The organism is Micromonospora sp. AMSO31t, assembly GCF_008868175.1.
Classification (GTDB): Bacteria; Actinomycetota; Actinomycetes; order Mycobacteriales; family Micromonosporaceae; genus Micromonospora.
Map to the genome: position 1 here is coordinate 1 of NZ_WBKT01000150.1, position 14343 is coordinate 14343.

A 14343-nucleotide genomic window follows, 5' to 3' on the forward strand; every position below is an offset into this window, starting at 1 on the left:
TCCGCTCGACTTGCATGTGTTAAGCACGCCGCCAGCGTTCGTCCTGAGCCAGGATCAAACTCTCCAACAAAAATCTTTGCTGAACAATCATCCTGACAACAAAAGTGTTGCCAAAGGAATCCCAACCGAATCAGACCAAAGCCTGACCAGTCCGGGGTATAAATCAATTTGGCACTGGCTTATCAAGCACCCTGTTGAGTTCTCAAAGAACAACCACACACCATCCGGAAACCCCGCATCAGCAGGACCCCGTCCGGGGCATTTCGTTCGTCCTACACCCGCCGCTCCCGCGCCGGGCACTTTTACTACGTTACCTCACCGTCTCTGCCGTGTCAAACCGTGTGTCCCGGTCTGTCACGCTTCGTACGGGCCGGCGCCGCTGAACACGCGCAGCGGCGAACCGCTGTGTTTGGTCATCGGATTTGGCAGGACGGCCGCCGCGGTTTCCCGCTCGCTCGTCCGTGTCCCTGCCGATCGTCAACCTTACCCGGTCGGTTCCGCTCCGCCAAATCCGCCCTGCGGCGTTTCGGCGAGCCCCACCCGGTCCGGCTCCGCCGAGGTGCAACCCCGTCGGCGCCGGTGCCGTTCCCCGGTTCGGAGCTCCGGGATGTTCGTCCCGTTTGCCCCGTTCCGCGTTGGCAGAGAGAAAGTTACGCGGCCTCGGGTTTGATCGTCAAATCCAGGGGTAGCGTCCCGCGTCACATCATCACCGCAGGACTATCTTCCCTGCTCGGCGCTGCTGCGGCGGCGGTTCCCCGCTCCCGGCCAGGGCCGGGCGGCCCGCGCACAGGAGATGTAGCGCTTCGGAGGGCCCGCCGCATTCCCGGTCGCCGCGGCATCCGGCGACCGGGTGGTCGGGCAGCGCGACGCTCAGGCGGTCGGCCGGCGGGCCGCCAGCCAGCCTCGGATGCCGAGCACCCCGACGGTCGTGCCGATGGCCAGCGAGGCCGCGATGAGGAGTGCGTGCACCCAGAGGAAGCTGGTCGGGCTGCCCTCGCCGACCGTGCCGGCCGACCACGCCCGCGGGTCGTTCCAGATGGCGACCGCGAACCTCGGCCAGATCACCCAGGTCCAGACCCCGACCCCGACCAGGAACAGCGACCAGCCGCGCGACAGCACCATGGCTGGCCAGTATGCCAGCGGGACGTCTCCCCAGTTCCGGTCAGGCGCGCGAGGACCGGAGCGTGCGGAAGGTCAGCGAATAGCGCAGCGCCGGCACGGGCGGGATGCTGTGCTGCCACGCGGTCCGGGCCGCCCCGGTGAGCGCGTACCCGGAGCGGGGCGCCAGCTCCAGCTCGTACACCCGGCGGTTGTCCCCCGTGCCGCGCTGGAACCGCAACAGGCACGCGGAGCCCAGCGAGAGGCCGACGACGGTCGGCCCGAAGGCGGGTGCGTCGCGGTGCCAGCCGATGACGGAGTCGGGCGGATAGCGGGTGACGAGGGTCTGGGCGAGCGCCTCGGGGTCGACCCCGGCGAGCGCCGCGCACCGCTCGCGGACCCAGCGCAGCGCCACCGGCAGCGCCTCCGTGGCCGTGAGCTGGAAGGAGCCGTAGTCGTAGTCGTAGCCGTAGTGCCGGACGGTGCGCCGAGCGATCTGCCCGTGCATGCGGACCTCCCGGAAGTCGAGCGCGTCGAGGGTGGCGACCAGGGAACGTTCCTCGTCGTCGTCGACCAGGTCCGGCTGGTAGGTGAGCCCCGCCGGCCGCTCGTGGATTCCCCGCATCCTGCCCACCTGGCGACCGTAGCGGCGGGCCGGTCCACGCGCCGCGCGAATCCGGCCCGCCGCCGGTGGTCAGGAGCAGGTCACCGCCCCGCCGATCGCCGGGTTCGCCCGGTCGTGGTGGTGGACGACGCCGGCCGGATCGGTCATCGAGCCGCCCCAGATCGCGCAGCCGGCGCCGAGGTAGCCGTGGACCGGACCGGCGGCGTAGCGCCGGCTGCCCTCGTCCAGGCCGAAGGTCGTCCACTCCGGGTCGAGGTAGACGCGGGTCCCGGTGAGCGCGCCGACGTATGCGGACTTGAGGGTGACCGTGCAGCCGTACCCGGTGAGGGGGTTGCGGAGAAGGTGGACGGTGCCGAGCCGCGCGCCGGTGGCGGTGTCGTGGATCGGGTCCTGGTCGACTTCGGTGAAGCCGAGCCCGCAGAGCGCCTCCGGGGTGTACGGGTTGACCACGGCGGCCCGCGCGCCGGTACCCGCCACCGCCACCAGGACGGCCGCCCCGGCCGCCGCCATCCCGATTCGTCCAATGACCCGCTGCATCTGCGCTCCCTTTCCTCGTGCCGATCGGATGCGGGATCAGAATGGTGTGGCCGCGGGCCCCACCGAATGTGCGGGATGGACACTCCGGCCTGCTTGCCGGTGTGCCGGGCGACCGCGATACGGCCTCCACCTCGGCCGATGCGGCCGAGCGATCGGTGAGAGTCGATTATGAGCTATCTCGCAGAATCACTCTACGGTGAATTCGGAATTGTCTTCGTGTTTCCGCGATTCGCCCATCGGGCACTGTTCGGAGTGGCGACACGACGACATCCGGAGGTGGCACGATGCAGCCGTTCAATCCGTGGATCTGGCGGGACCCGTCGGCCCTGGCGGGCGGCTACGAGCAGACCCGCCCGGACGACGTGCCGCGGCAGCGGTCGGAGGGCGCCGGCGACAACGGCCCCGACGCGCCCGGGCCAGGCACCCCGATCGACCTCACCGGCTACCGGGTGGAGGCGACCGACGGCCGGATCGGCGCGGTCGACCGGGCGAGTGAGGACGCCGGCGCCGGCTACCTGGTGGTGGACACCGGGCCGTGGATCTTCGGCCGGAAGGTGCTGCTGCCGGTCGGCACGGTGGCCCGGGTCGACCACCTGGAGCGCGCCGTGCACGTGGACCGGACCCGGGAGCAGGTCAAGGAGTCACCGGCCTTCGACCCCGACGACTTCGGCCGCGCCGAGTACCGCGAGCAGGTCGGCGACTACTACGCCGAGAGCTACCGGCGGGACTGAGCAGGACGTTCCGGTCTGCGCGCGGGGCGGAGAACCGGTTACCGTGTCAGGCATGGTCCGGCCGAGCACCTGCGCCCCGGAGACCCTCGACGGTCTCCCGGCGGCTGCCGCTCCGGTTCTCCCGGCCCGTGCCGACGACGGTCGGGAGCAGATCCTCGACGTCCTCCGTGCCGGTGGGCTGCGGTTCCGCGCCGGCGGGCGATGGCGGCGCTCGCACTGACGAGCCAACCCCACTGATCCGGGCACACCCCGGGTCACTTCCGCGCGCCCGCGCGTCCTCCACCGAACAGCCACGAGAGGCGTACGACCATGTCCGCAGCACGGATGCTCACCGGTGACCGCCCGACCGGGCGGCTGCACCTCGGCCACTACGTCGGCAGCATCGCCAACCGGGTGAAGCTGCACCAGCGCTACGAGAGCTTCTTCATCATCGCCGACCTGCACATGCTCACCACGCGGAACAGTCGCGAGGACATCGAGCAGGTCTCCCGCAACGCCCGCGAGATGGTCACCGACATCCTCGCCGCCGGCGTCGAGCCGGACCGGGCAACCTTCTACCTCCAGTCGGCGATCCCCGAGGTCGGCGACCTGAACACCCTGTTCCAGAACCTGGTCACGGTGCCCCGGCTGGAACGGGTCCCGTCGCTCAAGGAGATGAGCCGGGACGCCGGCAAGGAGGAGATGCCGTACGGGCTGCTCGGCTACCCCGTCCTCCAGGCCGCCGACATCCTCTGCGTGAAGGGGCAGGTCGTGCCGGTGGGCAAGGACAATGCCGCGCACGTGGAGGTGACCCGGGAGATCGCCCGGCGCTTCAACCACCTCTACGGCGAGGTCTTCCCCGTACCCGAAATGATCATGTCGGAGACGCCCACCCTGGTCGGCACCGACGGCGCCGGGAAGATGAGCAAGAGCAGGGGAAACGCCATCGCGCTCTCCGACGACCCGGCCACCGTGCGGCGCAAGGTGATGGGCATGTACACCGACCCGAACCGGATCCGCGCCGACGTGCCCGGCACGGTCGAGGGAAATCCGGTGTTCGCGTACCTCGACGTGTTCCACACCGACCGGGCGACGGTCGCGGACCTGAAGGCGCGCTACCGGGCTGGGCGGGTCGGCGACGTCGAGGTCAAGGAGGAACTGGCGGGCGCGCTCAACCGGTTCCTCGACCCGGTGCGGAAGCGGCGCGCCCGGTTCGAGGGGCAGCCCGGCCTGGTCGACGAGCTGATCGTCGAGGGCACCGAGCGCACCCGCGCCGAGGTGCGCCGCACCCTGGTCGAGGTCCGCCGGGCGATGGGCCTGACCAGCGCGTACACCCAGGTGCGGCGGCGGGCCGAGCGCTACCGCAAGGCCGCCGGCACGCCGGCCTGAGATTCCGGGTACGCCGGCCGGCCGGCCCGGGTACGGCCTTGCGCCGCCCCCGGGCCGGCCCGCTAGGCTGCTCGCATGACCAGCTCGCACGCGTTCCCGACGGCGTCCCCCGACGTCCTGTTCGGCGCGCTGCGACGCCGGCGGTCCCGCGACCGCCTGCGCTGAGCATTCCTCACTGCGACCGGCGGATCGAGCCGCCGGTCATCGCCGATCGTCCTCGGTCCGCCCGCATCCCCATCCGGTGATCCGCGTGCGGCGGATCCGAGCGAGATCGGCGTACCCATGGATCTGGAGAAACTGCTGACCGACCGGCTGGCGCCGGCGTTCGCGACGGTGGCCGGCGCGCCGGTCGACCCGGTCGTGCGGCGCTCCCAGCGCGCGGACTTCCAGTCCGACGCGGCGCTGGCCCTGGCCCGGCGGATCGGTCGGCCGCCGCGCGCCGTCGCCACCGAGGTGCTGGAACGCGCGGAGCTGGCCGACCTGTGCAGCGCGGCGGAGGTGTCCGGTCCGGGTTTCCTCAACCTGACCGTCGCCGACGAGGCCCTGGCCGGGCTGGTCTCCGCGCTGGCCACCGACCCGCGGCTCGGGGTGCCGGCGACCACCGCGCCGGAGACCGTGGTGGTCGACTACTCGGCGCCGAACGTGGCGAAGGAGATGCACGTCGGCCATCTGCGATCGACGGTGATCGGCGACGCGGCGGCCCGGCTGCTGGAGTGGCTGGGGCACCGGGTGGTGCGGGCCAACCACCTGGGCGACTGGGGCACGCCCTTCGGCATGCTGATCGAGCACCTGGCCGACCTGGGCGAGGCCGAGGCGGCGCAGGAGCTGTCGATGGGGGACCTCGACTCGTTCTACAAGGCGGCCCGGGCCAAGTTCGACGCCGACGAGGCGTTCCGCGAGCGGTCCCGGTTGCGGGTCGTGGCGCTGCAGGGCGGGGACCCGGCGACGCTGCGGCTGTGGCGGCTGCTGGTCGAGCAGTCCGAGCGCTACTTCCTCACCGTGTACGACCTGCTCGACGTGACCCTCACCGAACGGGACTTCCATGGCGAGAGCAGCTACAACGACCTGCTCGGCCCGGTGGTCGAGGAGCTGGACCGGATCGGGCTGCTGCGGTGCAGCGACGGTGCGGCCTGCGTGTTCCCGCCCGGCTCGGTGGGCCGGGACGGCGCGCCGCTGCCGCTGATCGTGCGCAAGTCCGACGGCGGGTACGGCTATCCGGCGACCGACCTGGCGGCGATCCGGCACCGGACCGGCACGCTGGGCGCGACCCGGCTGCTCTACGTGGTCGGGCTGCCGCAGCGGCGGCACTTCGAGATGGTCTACGCCGCCGCGGCGCAGGCCGGTTGGCTGTCTCCGCCCGCCCGGGCCGAGCATGTCGGCTTCGGCTCGATCCTCGGGCCGGACCGGCGGATGCTGCGCAGCCGGGCCGGCGGGTCGGTGAAGCTGGTCGGGCTGCTGGAGGAGGCGGTGGCCCGGGCCACCGCGCTGGCCCGGGAGCGGAACCCGGAGCTGGGCGAGCGGGAGGCGGCCGAGGTGGGCCGGGCGGTCGGCATCGGCGCGGTCAAGTACGCCGACCTCTCCAGTGACCGGCACAAGGACTACGTGCTCGACTGGGAGCGGATGCTGTCGCTGGACGGCAACACCGCGCCGTACCTGCAGTACGCGTACTCCCGGATCCGGTCGATCTTCCGGCGGGCCGGCGTGGCGGCCCGGCCGGAGGCGGGAATCTCGCTGGCCGAGCCGGCCGAGCGGGCGCTGGCCTTCGAGCTGGTCGGCTTCGGTGCGGTGGTCGGCGCGGTGGCGGAGAACCTGGAGTTCCACCACCTGGCCGGGTACCTGTACCGGCTCGCCGCCGCGTTCAGCGCGTTCTACGAGCGGTGCCCGGTGCTGCGGGCCGACGAGCCGGTCCGGGAGAGCCGGCTCGTGCTCTGCGACCTGACCGCGCGGGTGCTCGCGCAGGGCCTCCACCTGCTCGGCATCCGCACGCCGGAGCGACTCTGAGGGCGGCTGGTCCGGGGCGGCGCCCGCGGCTCGTCAGGTCTCCTGCTCCAGCACCGTGAGCATGGAGCGCACCACGGAGGAGCGCCAGCCGCTGCCCATGGTGCGGTGGGCGACCGCCTGGAACGGGCTGTCGAGGTCGAACCCCGAGTGCTCCATCAGCATCCGGGTGCCCCGGCCCTCGGGCTCCAGCCGCCAGGTGACGATCGAGTCGAGTCCACTGCCGCTGCGGTCCGCCCAGGTGATCTGGAGAAGCCGTTCCGGCTCGACGGCGAGGACCTCGCAGTGGATGGTGCCGGCGAAGCGCAGCGCCGGCATGGGCTTGGCCTGGAAGGTGAACCGGTGGCCGACGACCGGCTTGAAGTCGTTGGGCATCAGCCAGCGGGCCATCAGGTCGGGGTCGACCAGGATCCGCCACACCTGCGCCGGCGGGTACGGCAGGAACTGGTCGACCTCGATCTTGTCCGGTCGGGTCACGCCGGCTTCCCCTCGGTGGCAGACTCCTCGGCGACCAGCGCGGCGAAGTCGTTCATCCGCTCCCGCCAGAACCGTTCGTAGGGGGTGAGCCAGTCGCGCAGGTCCATCAGCGGCTCCGGCTCCAGCCGGTAGAGCCGCTTGCGGCCGCTGCGCCGCTCGGTCACCAGGCCGGCGTCGCGGAGCACCTTGAGGTGCTCGGAGACGCTGGGCCGGCGCATGTCGAACGAGGCGGCCAGATCCTGGACCGACTGCGGGCCGCCGTCGCGCAGCAGCCGGATGAGGTCACGCCGGACCGGGCTGGCCAGCGCGGCGAAGACGTCCACTCCGGTGGCGGAGGACACTGAACCCCCTGGAGGTCACCTGGCCCGAAACCGGTGCGACCCGGCACCAGAACGATAGCCGCCGGTCAGCGGCTCCGGTAGCGGGTGATCGCCAGGCCCGCGAAGACCACGACCAGCGCGATGATCCAGATCAGCGCCCGGGTGACGTAGTAGCCGCTGCCGTGGCCGAGCAACGCCTCGGCGGGCGCGCCCTGGGTGAGGGTGCGGACGGCGTTGACCACGACCGTCACCGGCTGGTGCTCGGTGAACGCCCGCAGCCAGCCCGGCATGCTGGCGGTGGGCACGAAGGCGCTGGACGCGAAGCTGACCGGCATCACGATGAACGAGATGCCCTGCGCCGCCTGGACGCTGCCGGCCAGCAGCCCGACCGCCACGAAGATCCAGACGAAGGCGAGCCCGAAGAGCACCAGGAGGCCCAGCGCGCCGAGCGCGGCGACCCAGCCGGTGTGCACCCGCATCCCCACCGCGAAGGCGACCGCGATGGTCGGGACGAGCACCGCGACGGTCATGGCGAGGTCGGCCAGCACCCGGCCGGCGAGCACCGCGCTGCGCGGCATGGGCAGCGACCGCAGCCGGTCGAAGAGGCCCCCGACGTGATCCTCGGCCACCCCGAGCGCGGTGCCGATCGTGGCGAACATGATGCCCACCGTGAGCAGCCCGGACGCCATGAAGTCGACGTAGCGCATCGTGCCCGCGACGATCGCGCCGCCGAACACGTACCGGAAGATCAGCAGGAACGCCACCGACTGCACGATCCGCAGGATCAGCAGTTGCGGCGTACGCCGGTAGATCCGCAGGGCACGCCCGGTCAGCACACCGACGCTGGGCAGCAGACGGGCGCTGCGGGCCGGCTGCGGCGCGGCCCCGGCGGTCATCGGACACTCCTCGACGCGGTCTCGGGCGCGACGCCCGCGGCGGACCCGGGCGGCCGCGGCTCACCGCCGCGGGGCTCGGTGGCCGGGGTCGACCCGGTCAGCGACAGGAACACCTCGTCGAGGGTGGGCCGGCGCAGGGCCACGTCCTCGACGTGCACGCCCAACTCGCTGACCTCGTGCAACGCCTCGCGGAGCCGCTCCGGGCCGGAGTCGACGGCCACCGAGACCATCAGCGAGCCGCGGTCGACGGCCGGCTTCTCGGCACCGATCCGGGTCAGCGCCCGCACGGCCGCGTCGAGATCCTCCCGATCGCGGACGTGGATCTCGACGATGTCGCGACCGGCCCGGCTCTTGAGTTCCTTCGCCGTGCCGGAGGCGATCACCTGCCCGTGGTCGATGATCAGGATGGTGGTGGCGAGCCGGTCGGCCTCCTCCAGGTACTGCGTGGTCAGCAGGACATCGGTGCCGTCGGCGGCGAGCGCCCGGATGGTGTCCCACAGCTCGATCCGGCTCTGCGGATCGAGCCCGGTGGTGGGCTCGTCGAGCAGCAGCACCCGCGGACGGCCCACCAGGCTGGCGCCCAGGTCGAGGCGGCGCCGCATGCCGCCGGAGTAGCCGCGGACCAGCCGGTCGCCGGCCTCGCCGAGGCGCAGTCGCTCCAACGTCTCCTCGGCGCTGGCCCGGGCGGTGCGCCGGTCCTGCCCGAAAAGCCGGGCGATCATCTGAAGGTTCTCCCGCCCGGTCAGCGCGGGCTCGACCGTGGCATGCTGCCCGGCCAGGCCGATCAGCCGGCGGACCCGGACCGGCTCAGCCGCCACGTCGAGGCCGCAGACCCGCAGCATGCCGCCGTCCGGCCGGACGAGCGTGGAGATCATGCGCAGGAAGGTGGTCTTGCCGGCGCCGTTGGGGCCGAGGATCGCGGCGACCTGGCCGGACTCCAGGCGCACGTCGAGCCCGTCGAGGGCGACGACCTTCCCGAAGGACCTGCGGAGGCCCACGGCCTCGATCATCAATGGCATTGCACTCCCTCGCGGATCGAGGACCGGGAGCCCGTCGGGTGAAGCCGACCCGGTGCGCGTCGGCCTACTGGCCGCCGGGCGCCGACATGAGAACGAAGCCGTTGCCGTCGGGGTCGGCGAAACTCGCGTCCCGACCCCACGGGCGGGCGTTGGGCCCGTCGACCGTGACGCCGGCGGCGCGCAGGCGCTCACAGTCGCCGTCGAGGTCGTCGCTGAAGAGCTGGACGCCCTTGAGGCCGCCCACGGGCACACCCAGCACGCTGGGCAGCAGCGCGAAACTGACCGGCGACCCCTGGGGTGCCACTTCCAGCCAGCGCATGGGTCCCATCCGGGAGTCCTGTGACACCTCGAAGCCGAGCCGCTCGACGTAGAACTGCTGGGCGGCGTCCTGGTCGGACACGGGCACGGTGACCAACTTGATTCCCTTGATGCTCATGCCGGCGACGATAGGTAGGGAACTTCCTACCTGTCAAGCCGGCCCGCCTCACCGGACCCGCCACGTTCTGCCCGGTTTATCGCACGGGCCTCGGGCAAGCGGCCTCGGTCGCAGCAGGGTCGAAACGGGAAGAATCTGTCGGAGGCAGCGATGCGCCGCTCACCATCCCCGGCCGAGGCGAGAGTGACCATCGAGCGCCCGGTCGCCGACGTCTTCACCTTCTAGCGCGACCTCCGGAACCTGCCCCGTTTCCTGGGCGACGTCATGGCCAGTGAACAGGTCGGGCCAGCAACGTTCCGATGGACAATCCGGGGACCGCTCGGCGTCACGCTGAACTCGACGGTCAGGCTCACCGAGGAGCGCACGAACCAGTTGCTCCGGTACGAGACCACCACCGGGCCCGGGATGCGGACCCGATGGACCGTCCGGTTCAGCCCCGGGTCGCAACCGGACCGGACCGAGGTCCACGAGGTGCTGGCGACGCCCTTCGGAAGGCTGGGCCGCACGGCGCTGACCCTGGTCGGGAAGCCGCCCGCCGCCGAGGTGGCGGCGAACCTGCGCAGGCTCAAGCAGCTCCTGGAGACGGGGGAAGTCACCGACACCGAACACGCGGTCGCCGGCAAGTTCGGGCGGAGAGTGGTCGAGGATCACCGCCACCCCGATTGACCACGGCCTCGGGGCGCCGACGAACAACACGCCGGAGGAGATCAACCGCTGCCGCTTGACCGCCGCAGTGGACGGGACTCCGCGCCTTTCCGCTCACTGGTCACTCCTCCACGAGCACGTCGGCCGGATCAGGTGCCGACGTGCCCGTTGCCCCGCTCCGCCAGGACCCGACCATCTTCGAGCCGGATCGTGTGGCCGGGAAGCACCAGGGACGGCTGATCCCCGACCCGGTGGTGCCGCCGGTAAAGTCCTTGGCGGGCGGCAGGAGAAGCACGACGGCGACCAACAGCGCGGGCGACGCCACGAGCCCCGTGACGGTGCCCACGGGCTCCACCCACGCGGGTATCAGCTGGCGAGCGACCGCGTTGACGATCCGGCTCCAGTTCCTGCCGGCGAGATTGACCAACGCCAGCAGCAGGGTGACGAGTGCGACCAGCGACACGACCAGACCGACGCCCATGAGGAACACCATCGGCAGGGCGGCGAACGCACTCGGCGTGCCCACCCGCTCGTGCGCCTTGAGGTACGCGTCCTGGTTGACCCTCCGCTGCCACCTGCCCCAGCCGTGCCACGCCGCTCAATGCCAGCAGCAGGCTGGACCCGACGACAACGAGGGTGGGCCCCCGTCGCCGGATCGCTTCCGTCCCGGAATTCCCCGTGGTCATAGAAGGGATGCTTCTGCCCGGCACGCCGATTCGATGCCAGCGGACCTCCTCGTCGCGCCGGCGTGGGCGGCTGTGCGGGCGGTCAGGACTCTTGTGCTGGATGGTCCGACTCAGAAGGGAAGCTTGTGGACAGCGATGCGCCCCTTTCCATCCACGAAGGCCACCCAGTGCCGTCCGGCGAGACACTGGGCGATGACGCATAACCTCCTGTCTTGCGGATCCGCCGGGACTTGCCGCTGTGAAGATCAACTTCAAGGACCTCCCCCGGGCCGTTGAAGGAGACTGTGACGACCGCTTTGCCACCTCCCGGCGCCAGGGCCAGATCAGGAAATCCCCGCAGCTCCGGCCCCACCTGCTCCACGCCTGCCCGCTGCTTCGAGGTGCTCATCAACCGCCAGACGCGCCGCTCGTCAGGGACTGGCTGCTCAGGCGGAAGCTCGTTGGTAGCAAGGAAGATGACGCTTCCGTCGCCACCGGCAGCGGGGGACTTGGCTGACTTTCCCGACCGGCAGGAATACTTTTCCCAGTCCGTGAAGTAGGTTCCGACGGGATTCCCAAGTGGTTGAATCTCCCAACAACCGTCCTTGCCTGTGCTGACATAACCGCTCCGACCGTCGTCGCCCAGAGCAACATCGGCCGCAGGCGGCACGTCCAGAAGAGGGGCGAACGCCCCCGTGGTTTCCGAGTAGGAAATCAACCGTTCGAAGCCGTCGCACGCCACCCCCAACCCCAGCACGCCCGGCTTCATGAGGAACAGGAAATCAAGCGGACGGAATTCGGCAGTGCGCGGGCACAGCCCAGGACAAGGCCCGGCGATGATCCCGATATCAGCAGGGCCGCGGATTGCCGGCTAGGGCCTGGGCGGGACTATCGCACGGTCGTCTCGATGGGCGGTGACCCATGACAGCAAGAAGGACGAGTCCGGTGGGGTGTCTTCAAGGACGCCGACCGTGCGTCACGCGTGCGGCTGCCTCCTGCTTCCGCCCGCGGTTCTCCGCCGGTGCCGTTCTCGACATGCTCGTCGAATACATCGGGCTCGCTGATGCCGTCGTGCTTCCACCCGGCTGCCCCACCTTGCTCGCGCACGAAGGGCAGTAGTGGGCTCACTCGTCGTGGTAGCGGGGGTCGGCGGCTTCCTCGCGGGCCCAGTCGCGCATATTGCGGTAGCGCTCGACGGTCTGCCACGGTTCCTTGCGGACGAAGTCGCTGCCGATGGCGTCGTAGAGGGTGCAGGCCTGCCTGAAGTACCGGCCGTGGGTCAGCGCAAAAGCGAAATGGTTCCAGAGGATGGGTGTCAGGGTTGTGGTCTCGTAGTCGTCATGCCAGAACGACTGCTCGGCCGCGTCGTAGGTCTCTGAGGCGACGTCCGGGCGCTGGTAATACCGGGTTTCGCCGTTCTCGCTCTCCCAGCGGAAGTTGCGATGCACCTTTATGATCAACAAGGGAACATTGGTGGCGGGGCAGGCCGCGGTTCGCTCCCGGGCGAACCGGAAGGCTTCGTCCCAGCTGCCGCCCCACTTGGGCAACAGGCTGTCGAGCATTGTCTCGTGCCCAAACAAGTGGGACGGATCGATCTCGATAAGTCGATTGAATCGCCGCCAACGCTCCTCGGCTGGCAGTTGACAGTTGCGGCTCAGGGAGATCTTGTAGTGCCACGCCTCGGCCAGCGCCGGATGGCGGTCCAGGGCCTGATCGAGGAGATTCTCGGCGAGTTCCAAGCGCTGGAACCAGACGGGCCAGGCTTCCTTGGGCACGGTGCTGGCCCGGCCATCGCCGCGGGCTTCGCCGGCCCAGGAGATCGCACGGGCGCCGCCGATGAGTAGCGGCAGCGGATCATCCGGCTGGGCCCGTATCGGTCCGTCGATCCACTCCTCGACCCCGCGGGTAGTGGCAGCCACCTCGACGTAGTACATGAAGTGCTCTTTATCGGCCGCCGCGAGGATTCTGCGGGCCGCGCCCCACTCCCGATCCAGCAGCGCCTCGCTCAAAAGTTCTGACTCGTCGTCGAGGAAGCCGCCGATCGCTAACTCGTCGGCGCCGCCCGAAAGCTCCTGCTTCTTCTTGAAGAACCGCACAGCGGTGCAGAGTAGGGGGCGTCTACCGCATTGCGGATCATGCATTCGGTCGGTGTCCGGCGGGACAAGGGTCTGCAACAGCGCCCAATGCCATCCGCTCATCGGCAGATCCGGATGCCGTCGGCGGTCCGGGCCAGTGGCGGTAGCGGAGGTCTGCAGCGCGCCTCGGCAGCGCGCGCCTGGTCAGAACTTCGGCTCGACCGATGAGGGCAGCATGTCGGCCCACTTGCGTAGTACGTCGACGGCCTGGTCCCGGAGGGCTCCGTCGGCAACCTCTTCGCGCAGCGACCGGCGGTCAGCCGGCAGGGCGACCTCGCGGTAGAACTGAAGGTCTTCGAAGCCGTAGGTGGCTACGTCGTGGCTGCTGGCTCCGAAGATTAGGCGGGGGATGCGTGCCCAGTAGCAGGCCATGAGGCACATGGGGCAGGGCTCGCTGCTGGCGTACATGATTCCGTCTTCGAACAGGTGCCGCCCTAGGTTCCTGCCAGCGTGGCGCAGGGCCATGACCCGCGTTCGGCAGTCGCTGCAACGCACCGGCGGTGAGCTCCGGTTCGGGCCGGTGAAGACGGACGGCTCGGAGCGGGCTGTGGCTCTGCCGCTCAGCCTGGTCGACGTGCTGCGCGGTCATCGGGCGCTGCAACGGACGGAGCGGGAGGCGGCCGGGGACCGCTGGCGAGAGCATGGACTGCTGTTCACCACGAAGATCGGCACTCCGATCGAGCCTCGCAATATCAATCGGCACTTCGACCAGTTGTGCGAGCGGGCGGGAGTCCGGCGCATCCGGGTCCATGACTTGCGTCATTCGTGCGCGACGCTGCTTTACGACCAGGGCGTGCCGCTCGAACGGATTCAGGACGTGCTCGGGCACAGCTCACCAACGGTCACCAAGTCGATCTACGTGGAGGCGACCCGGCGGGTGCAGCAGGACGCGGTAGACCGCCTCGGCTTCCTCTTCGACGCGTAGGCGTAGGGGTCAGCCATGGGGGTCGACACGATCAAGGGCCGGTCTCCCATGATGGAAAACCGGCCCTTGACCTGCTGTGCGCCCGAAGGGACTCGAACCCCTAACCTTCTGATCCGTAGTCAGATGCTCTATCCATTGAGCTACGGGCGCTTGCTGCTCGGCCAGTCTACACACCGGCTTTCGCGCGGAGACTCCGGGATTCGAACCCGGGAGGGGCTTTAAGACCCCAACCGCATTAGCAGTGCGGCGCCATAGACCAGACTAGGCGAAGTCTCCCTGGTGGCCCGGAGACCACCGCGCCCGAGGATACAGGCCGACACCCACCGGGGGCAAAGCGACTACCGGGAAGGTCCCGCCCCCCGCGTTTTCGTCGTGTGCCACGTCACGCTCGGGTCTACGCTCCATCGATATGCAGGAGCAGCCGCCGAGCGATCCGCCCCGTCGCGAGCCCGCCGCCCAGGGCCGGCG

Annotated in this window: 18 protein-coding genes, 2 tRNA genes and 1 rRNA gene; 6 read left to right on the forward strand and 15 right to left on the reverse strand. The window is 70.2% G+C overall.

What is annotated here, in order from left to right; translation table 11 throughout:
* From F8274_RS24765 to F8274_RS24780, 4 genes are all read right to left on the reverse strand, one after another.
* Positions 1-70 (reverse strand): 16S ribosomal RNA (locus F8274_RS24765); the annotation flags it as partial.
* Positions 71-870: 800 nt separating this feature from the next.
* Positions 871-1122, reverse strand: coding sequence for an SCO4848 family membrane protein (locus tag F8274_RS24770; protein WP_151464769.1), 252 nt, complete (start codon positions 1120-1122; stop codon positions 871-873).
* 40 nt (positions 1123-1162) lie between these two features.
* Positions 1163-1723 (reverse strand): alpha-ketoglutarate-dependent dioxygenase AlkB, encoded by a 561-nt coding sequence (locus tag F8274_RS24775; protein ID WP_151464785.1) that lies wholly within the window; start codon positions 1721-1723, stop codon positions 1163-1165.
* A 69-nt stretch (positions 1724-1792) separates the two neighbouring features.
* Complete coding sequence (locus F8274_RS24780) at positions 1793-2260, reverse strand: hypothetical protein (protein WP_151464770.1); 468 nt, start codon at positions 2258-2260, stop codon at positions 1793-1795.
* Positions 2261-2544: 284 nt separating this feature from the next.
* Between F8274_RS24780 and F8274_RS24785 the strand changes: the two genes are divergently transcribed.
* From F8274_RS24785 to argS, 4 genes are all read left to right on the forward strand, one after another.
* On the forward strand, positions 2545-2991 hold the full coding sequence (locus F8274_RS24785; protein ID WP_151464771.1) for a PRC-barrel domain-containing protein: 447 nt from the start codon (positions 2545-2547) through the stop codon (positions 2989-2991).
* A gap of 52 nt (positions 2992-3043) precedes the next feature.
* Positions 3044-3211 (forward strand): hypothetical protein, encoded by a 168-nt coding sequence (locus F8274_RS31375; RefSeq protein ID WP_192579968.1) that lies wholly within the window; start codon positions 3044-3046, stop codon positions 3209-3211.
* An 89-nt stretch (positions 3212-3300) separates the two neighbouring features.
* The gene (trpS, locus tag F8274_RS24790) at positions 3301-4359 is read left to right on the forward strand and encodes a tryptophan--tRNA ligase (protein WP_151464772.1); all 1059 of its coding nucleotides are present in this window, start codon (positions 3301-3303) and stop codon (positions 4357-4359) included.
* A gap of 282 nt (positions 4360-4641) precedes the next feature.
* The gene (gene argS / locus F8274_RS24795) at positions 4642-6360 is read left to right on the forward strand and encodes an arginine--tRNA ligase (RefSeq protein ID WP_151464773.1); all 1719 of its coding nucleotides are present in this window, start codon (positions 4642-4644) and stop codon (positions 6358-6360) included.
* A gap of 33 nt (positions 6361-6393) precedes the next feature.
* Here the strand turns inward: argS and F8274_RS24800 are convergent, their stop codons facing one another.
* The 5 genes from F8274_RS24800 to F8274_RS24820 all read right to left on the reverse strand — a co-directional run bounded on the left by F8274_RS24800 (position 6394) and on the right by F8274_RS24820 (position 9505).
* The gene (locus F8274_RS24800) at positions 6394-6834 is read right to left on the reverse strand and encodes an SRPBCC domain-containing protein (protein WP_151464774.1); all 441 of its coding nucleotides are present in this window, start codon (positions 6832-6834) and stop codon (positions 6394-6396) included.
* Positions 6831-7175: a helix-turn-helix transcriptional regulator gene (locus F8274_RS24805; protein WP_151464775.1), complete on the reverse strand. Its 345-nt coding sequence runs from the start codon at positions 7173-7175 to the stop codon at positions 6831-6833. Before F8274_RS24805 ends, F8274_RS24800 begins: the two co-directional genes overlap by 4 nt.
* A gap of 65 nt (positions 7176-7240) precedes the next feature.
* Positions 7241-8050, reverse strand: a complete 810-nt coding sequence (locus F8274_RS24810; protein WP_151464776.1) for an ABC transporter permease — start codon at positions 8048-8050, stop codon at positions 7241-7243.
* Positions 8047-9069 (reverse strand): ATP-binding cassette domain-containing protein, encoded by a 1023-nt coding sequence (locus F8274_RS24815; protein ID WP_151464777.1) that lies wholly within the window; start codon positions 9067-9069, stop codon positions 8047-8049. The genes F8274_RS24810 and F8274_RS24815 overlap by 4 nt, the downstream gene beginning before the upstream one ends.
* 64 nt (positions 9070-9133) lie before the next feature.
* Positions 9134-9505 carry a VOC family protein gene (locus F8274_RS24820; protein ID WP_151464778.1) on the reverse strand — a complete coding sequence of 124 codons (372 nt, stop codon included), beginning with the start codon at positions 9503-9505 and terminating at the stop codon, positions 9134-9136.
* 264 nt (positions 9506-9769) lie between these two features.
* Here F8274_RS24820 and F8274_RS24825 point away from each other — a divergent pair, with 264 nt between their 5' ends.
* Positions 9770-10171: a hypothetical protein gene (locus F8274_RS24825; protein ID WP_151464779.1), complete on the forward strand. Its 402-nt coding sequence runs from the start codon at positions 9770-9772 to the stop codon at positions 10169-10171.
* A 100-nt stretch (positions 10172-10271) separates the two neighbouring features.
* Here the strand turns inward: F8274_RS24825 and F8274_RS24830 are convergent, their stop codons facing one another.
* The 4 genes from F8274_RS24830 to F8274_RS24845 all read right to left on the reverse strand — a co-directional run bounded on the left by F8274_RS24830 (position 10272) and on the right by F8274_RS24845 (position 13415).
* A complete protein-coding gene (locus F8274_RS24830) occupies positions 10272-10676 on the reverse strand; it encodes a hypothetical protein (protein WP_151464780.1) in 405 nt (134 codons plus the stop codon).
* Positions 10677-10918: 242 nt separating this feature from the next.
* Positions 10919-11584 carry a hypothetical protein gene (locus F8274_RS24835; RefSeq protein ID WP_151464781.1) on the reverse strand — a complete coding sequence of 222 codons (666 nt, stop codon included), beginning with the start codon at positions 11582-11584 and terminating at the stop codon, positions 10919-10921.
* A gap of 355 nt (positions 11585-11939) precedes the next feature.
* A complete protein-coding gene (locus F8274_RS24840; RefSeq protein ID WP_151464782.1) occupies positions 11940-12911 on the reverse strand; it encodes a hypothetical protein in 972 nt (323 codons plus the stop codon).
* A 183-nt stretch (positions 12912-13094) separates the two neighbouring features.
* Positions 13095-13415 carry a deaminase gene (locus tag F8274_RS24845; RefSeq protein ID WP_151464783.1) on the reverse strand — a complete coding sequence of 107 codons (321 nt, stop codon included), beginning with the start codon at positions 13413-13415 and terminating at the stop codon, positions 13095-13097.
* Here F8274_RS24845 and F8274_RS24850 point away from each other — a divergent pair.
* The gene (locus F8274_RS24850) at positions 13414-13875 is read left to right on the forward strand and encodes a site-specific integrase (protein ID WP_192579969.1); all 462 of its coding nucleotides are present in this window, start codon (positions 13414-13416) and stop codon (positions 13873-13875) included. The two genes, F8274_RS24845 and F8274_RS24850, sit on opposite strands and share 2 nt — an antisense overlap.
* Positions 13876-13952: 77 nt before the next feature.
* Here the strand turns inward: F8274_RS24850 and F8274_RS24855 are convergent.
* Both F8274_RS24855 and F8274_RS24860 read right to left on the reverse strand, forming a co-directional pair.
* A tRNA-Arg gene (locus F8274_RS24855) sits at positions 13953-14025 on the reverse strand.
* A gap of 35 nt (positions 14026-14060) precedes the next feature.
* Positions 14061-14151: transfer RNA gene (locus F8274_RS24860), tRNA-Ser, on the reverse strand.
* Positions 14152-14343 lie beyond the last annotated feature (192 nt).

Coding starts and splice junctions, on each gene's coding strand:
- F8274_RS24770 (WP_151464769.1), bottom strand. CDS start 1,122: ATGGTGCTGTCGCGCGGCTGGTCGCTGTTCCTGGTCGGGGTCGGGGTC.
- F8274_RS24835 (WP_151464781.1), bottom strand. CDS start 11,584: ATGAAGCCGGGCGTGCTGGGGTTGGGGGTGGCGTGCGACGGCTTCGAA.
- F8274_RS31375 (WP_192579968.1), top strand. CDS start 3,044: ATGGTCCGGCCGAGCACCTGCGCCCCGGAGACCCTCGACGGTCTCCCG.
- F8274_RS24815 (WP_151464777.1), bottom strand. CDS start 9,069: ATGCCATTGATGATCGAGGCCGTGGGCCTCCGCAGGTCCTTCGGGAAG.
- F8274_RS24785 (WP_151464771.1), top strand. CDS start 2,545: ATGCAGCCGTTCAATCCGTGGATCTGGCGGGACCCGTCGGCCCTGGCG.
- F8274_RS24820 (WP_151464778.1), bottom strand. CDS start 9,505: ATGAGCATCAAGGGAATCAAGTTGGTCACCGTGCCCGTGTCCGACCAG.
- F8274_RS24810 (WP_151464776.1), bottom strand. CDS start 8,050: ATGACCGCCGGGGCCGCGCCGCAGCCGGCCCGCAGCGCCCGTCTGCTG.
- F8274_RS24780 (WP_151464770.1), bottom strand. CDS start 2,260: ATGCAGCGGGTCATTGGACGAATCGGGATGGCGGCGGCCGGGGCGGCC.
- F8274_RS24825 (WP_151464779.1), top strand. CDS start 9,770: ATGGCCAGTGAACAGGTCGGGCCAGCAACGTTCCGATGGACAATCCGG.
- trpS (WP_151464772.1), top strand. CDS start 3,301: ATGTCCGCAGCACGGATGCTCACCGGTGACCGCCCGACCGGGCGGCTG.
- F8274_RS24775 (WP_151464785.1), bottom strand. CDS start 1,723: ATGCGGGGAATCCACGAGCGGCCGGCGGGGCTCACCTACCAGCCGGAC.
- F8274_RS24850 (WP_192579969.1), top strand. CDS start 13,414: ATGACCCGCGTTCGGCAGTCGCTGCAACGCACCGGCGGTGAGCTCCGG.
- argS (WP_151464773.1), top strand. CDS start 4,642: ATGGATCTGGAGAAACTGCTGACCGACCGGCTGGCGCCGGCGTTCGCG.
- F8274_RS24845 (WP_151464783.1), bottom strand. CDS start 13,415: ATGGCCCTGCGCCACGCTGGCAGGAACCTAGGGCGGCACCTGTTCGAA.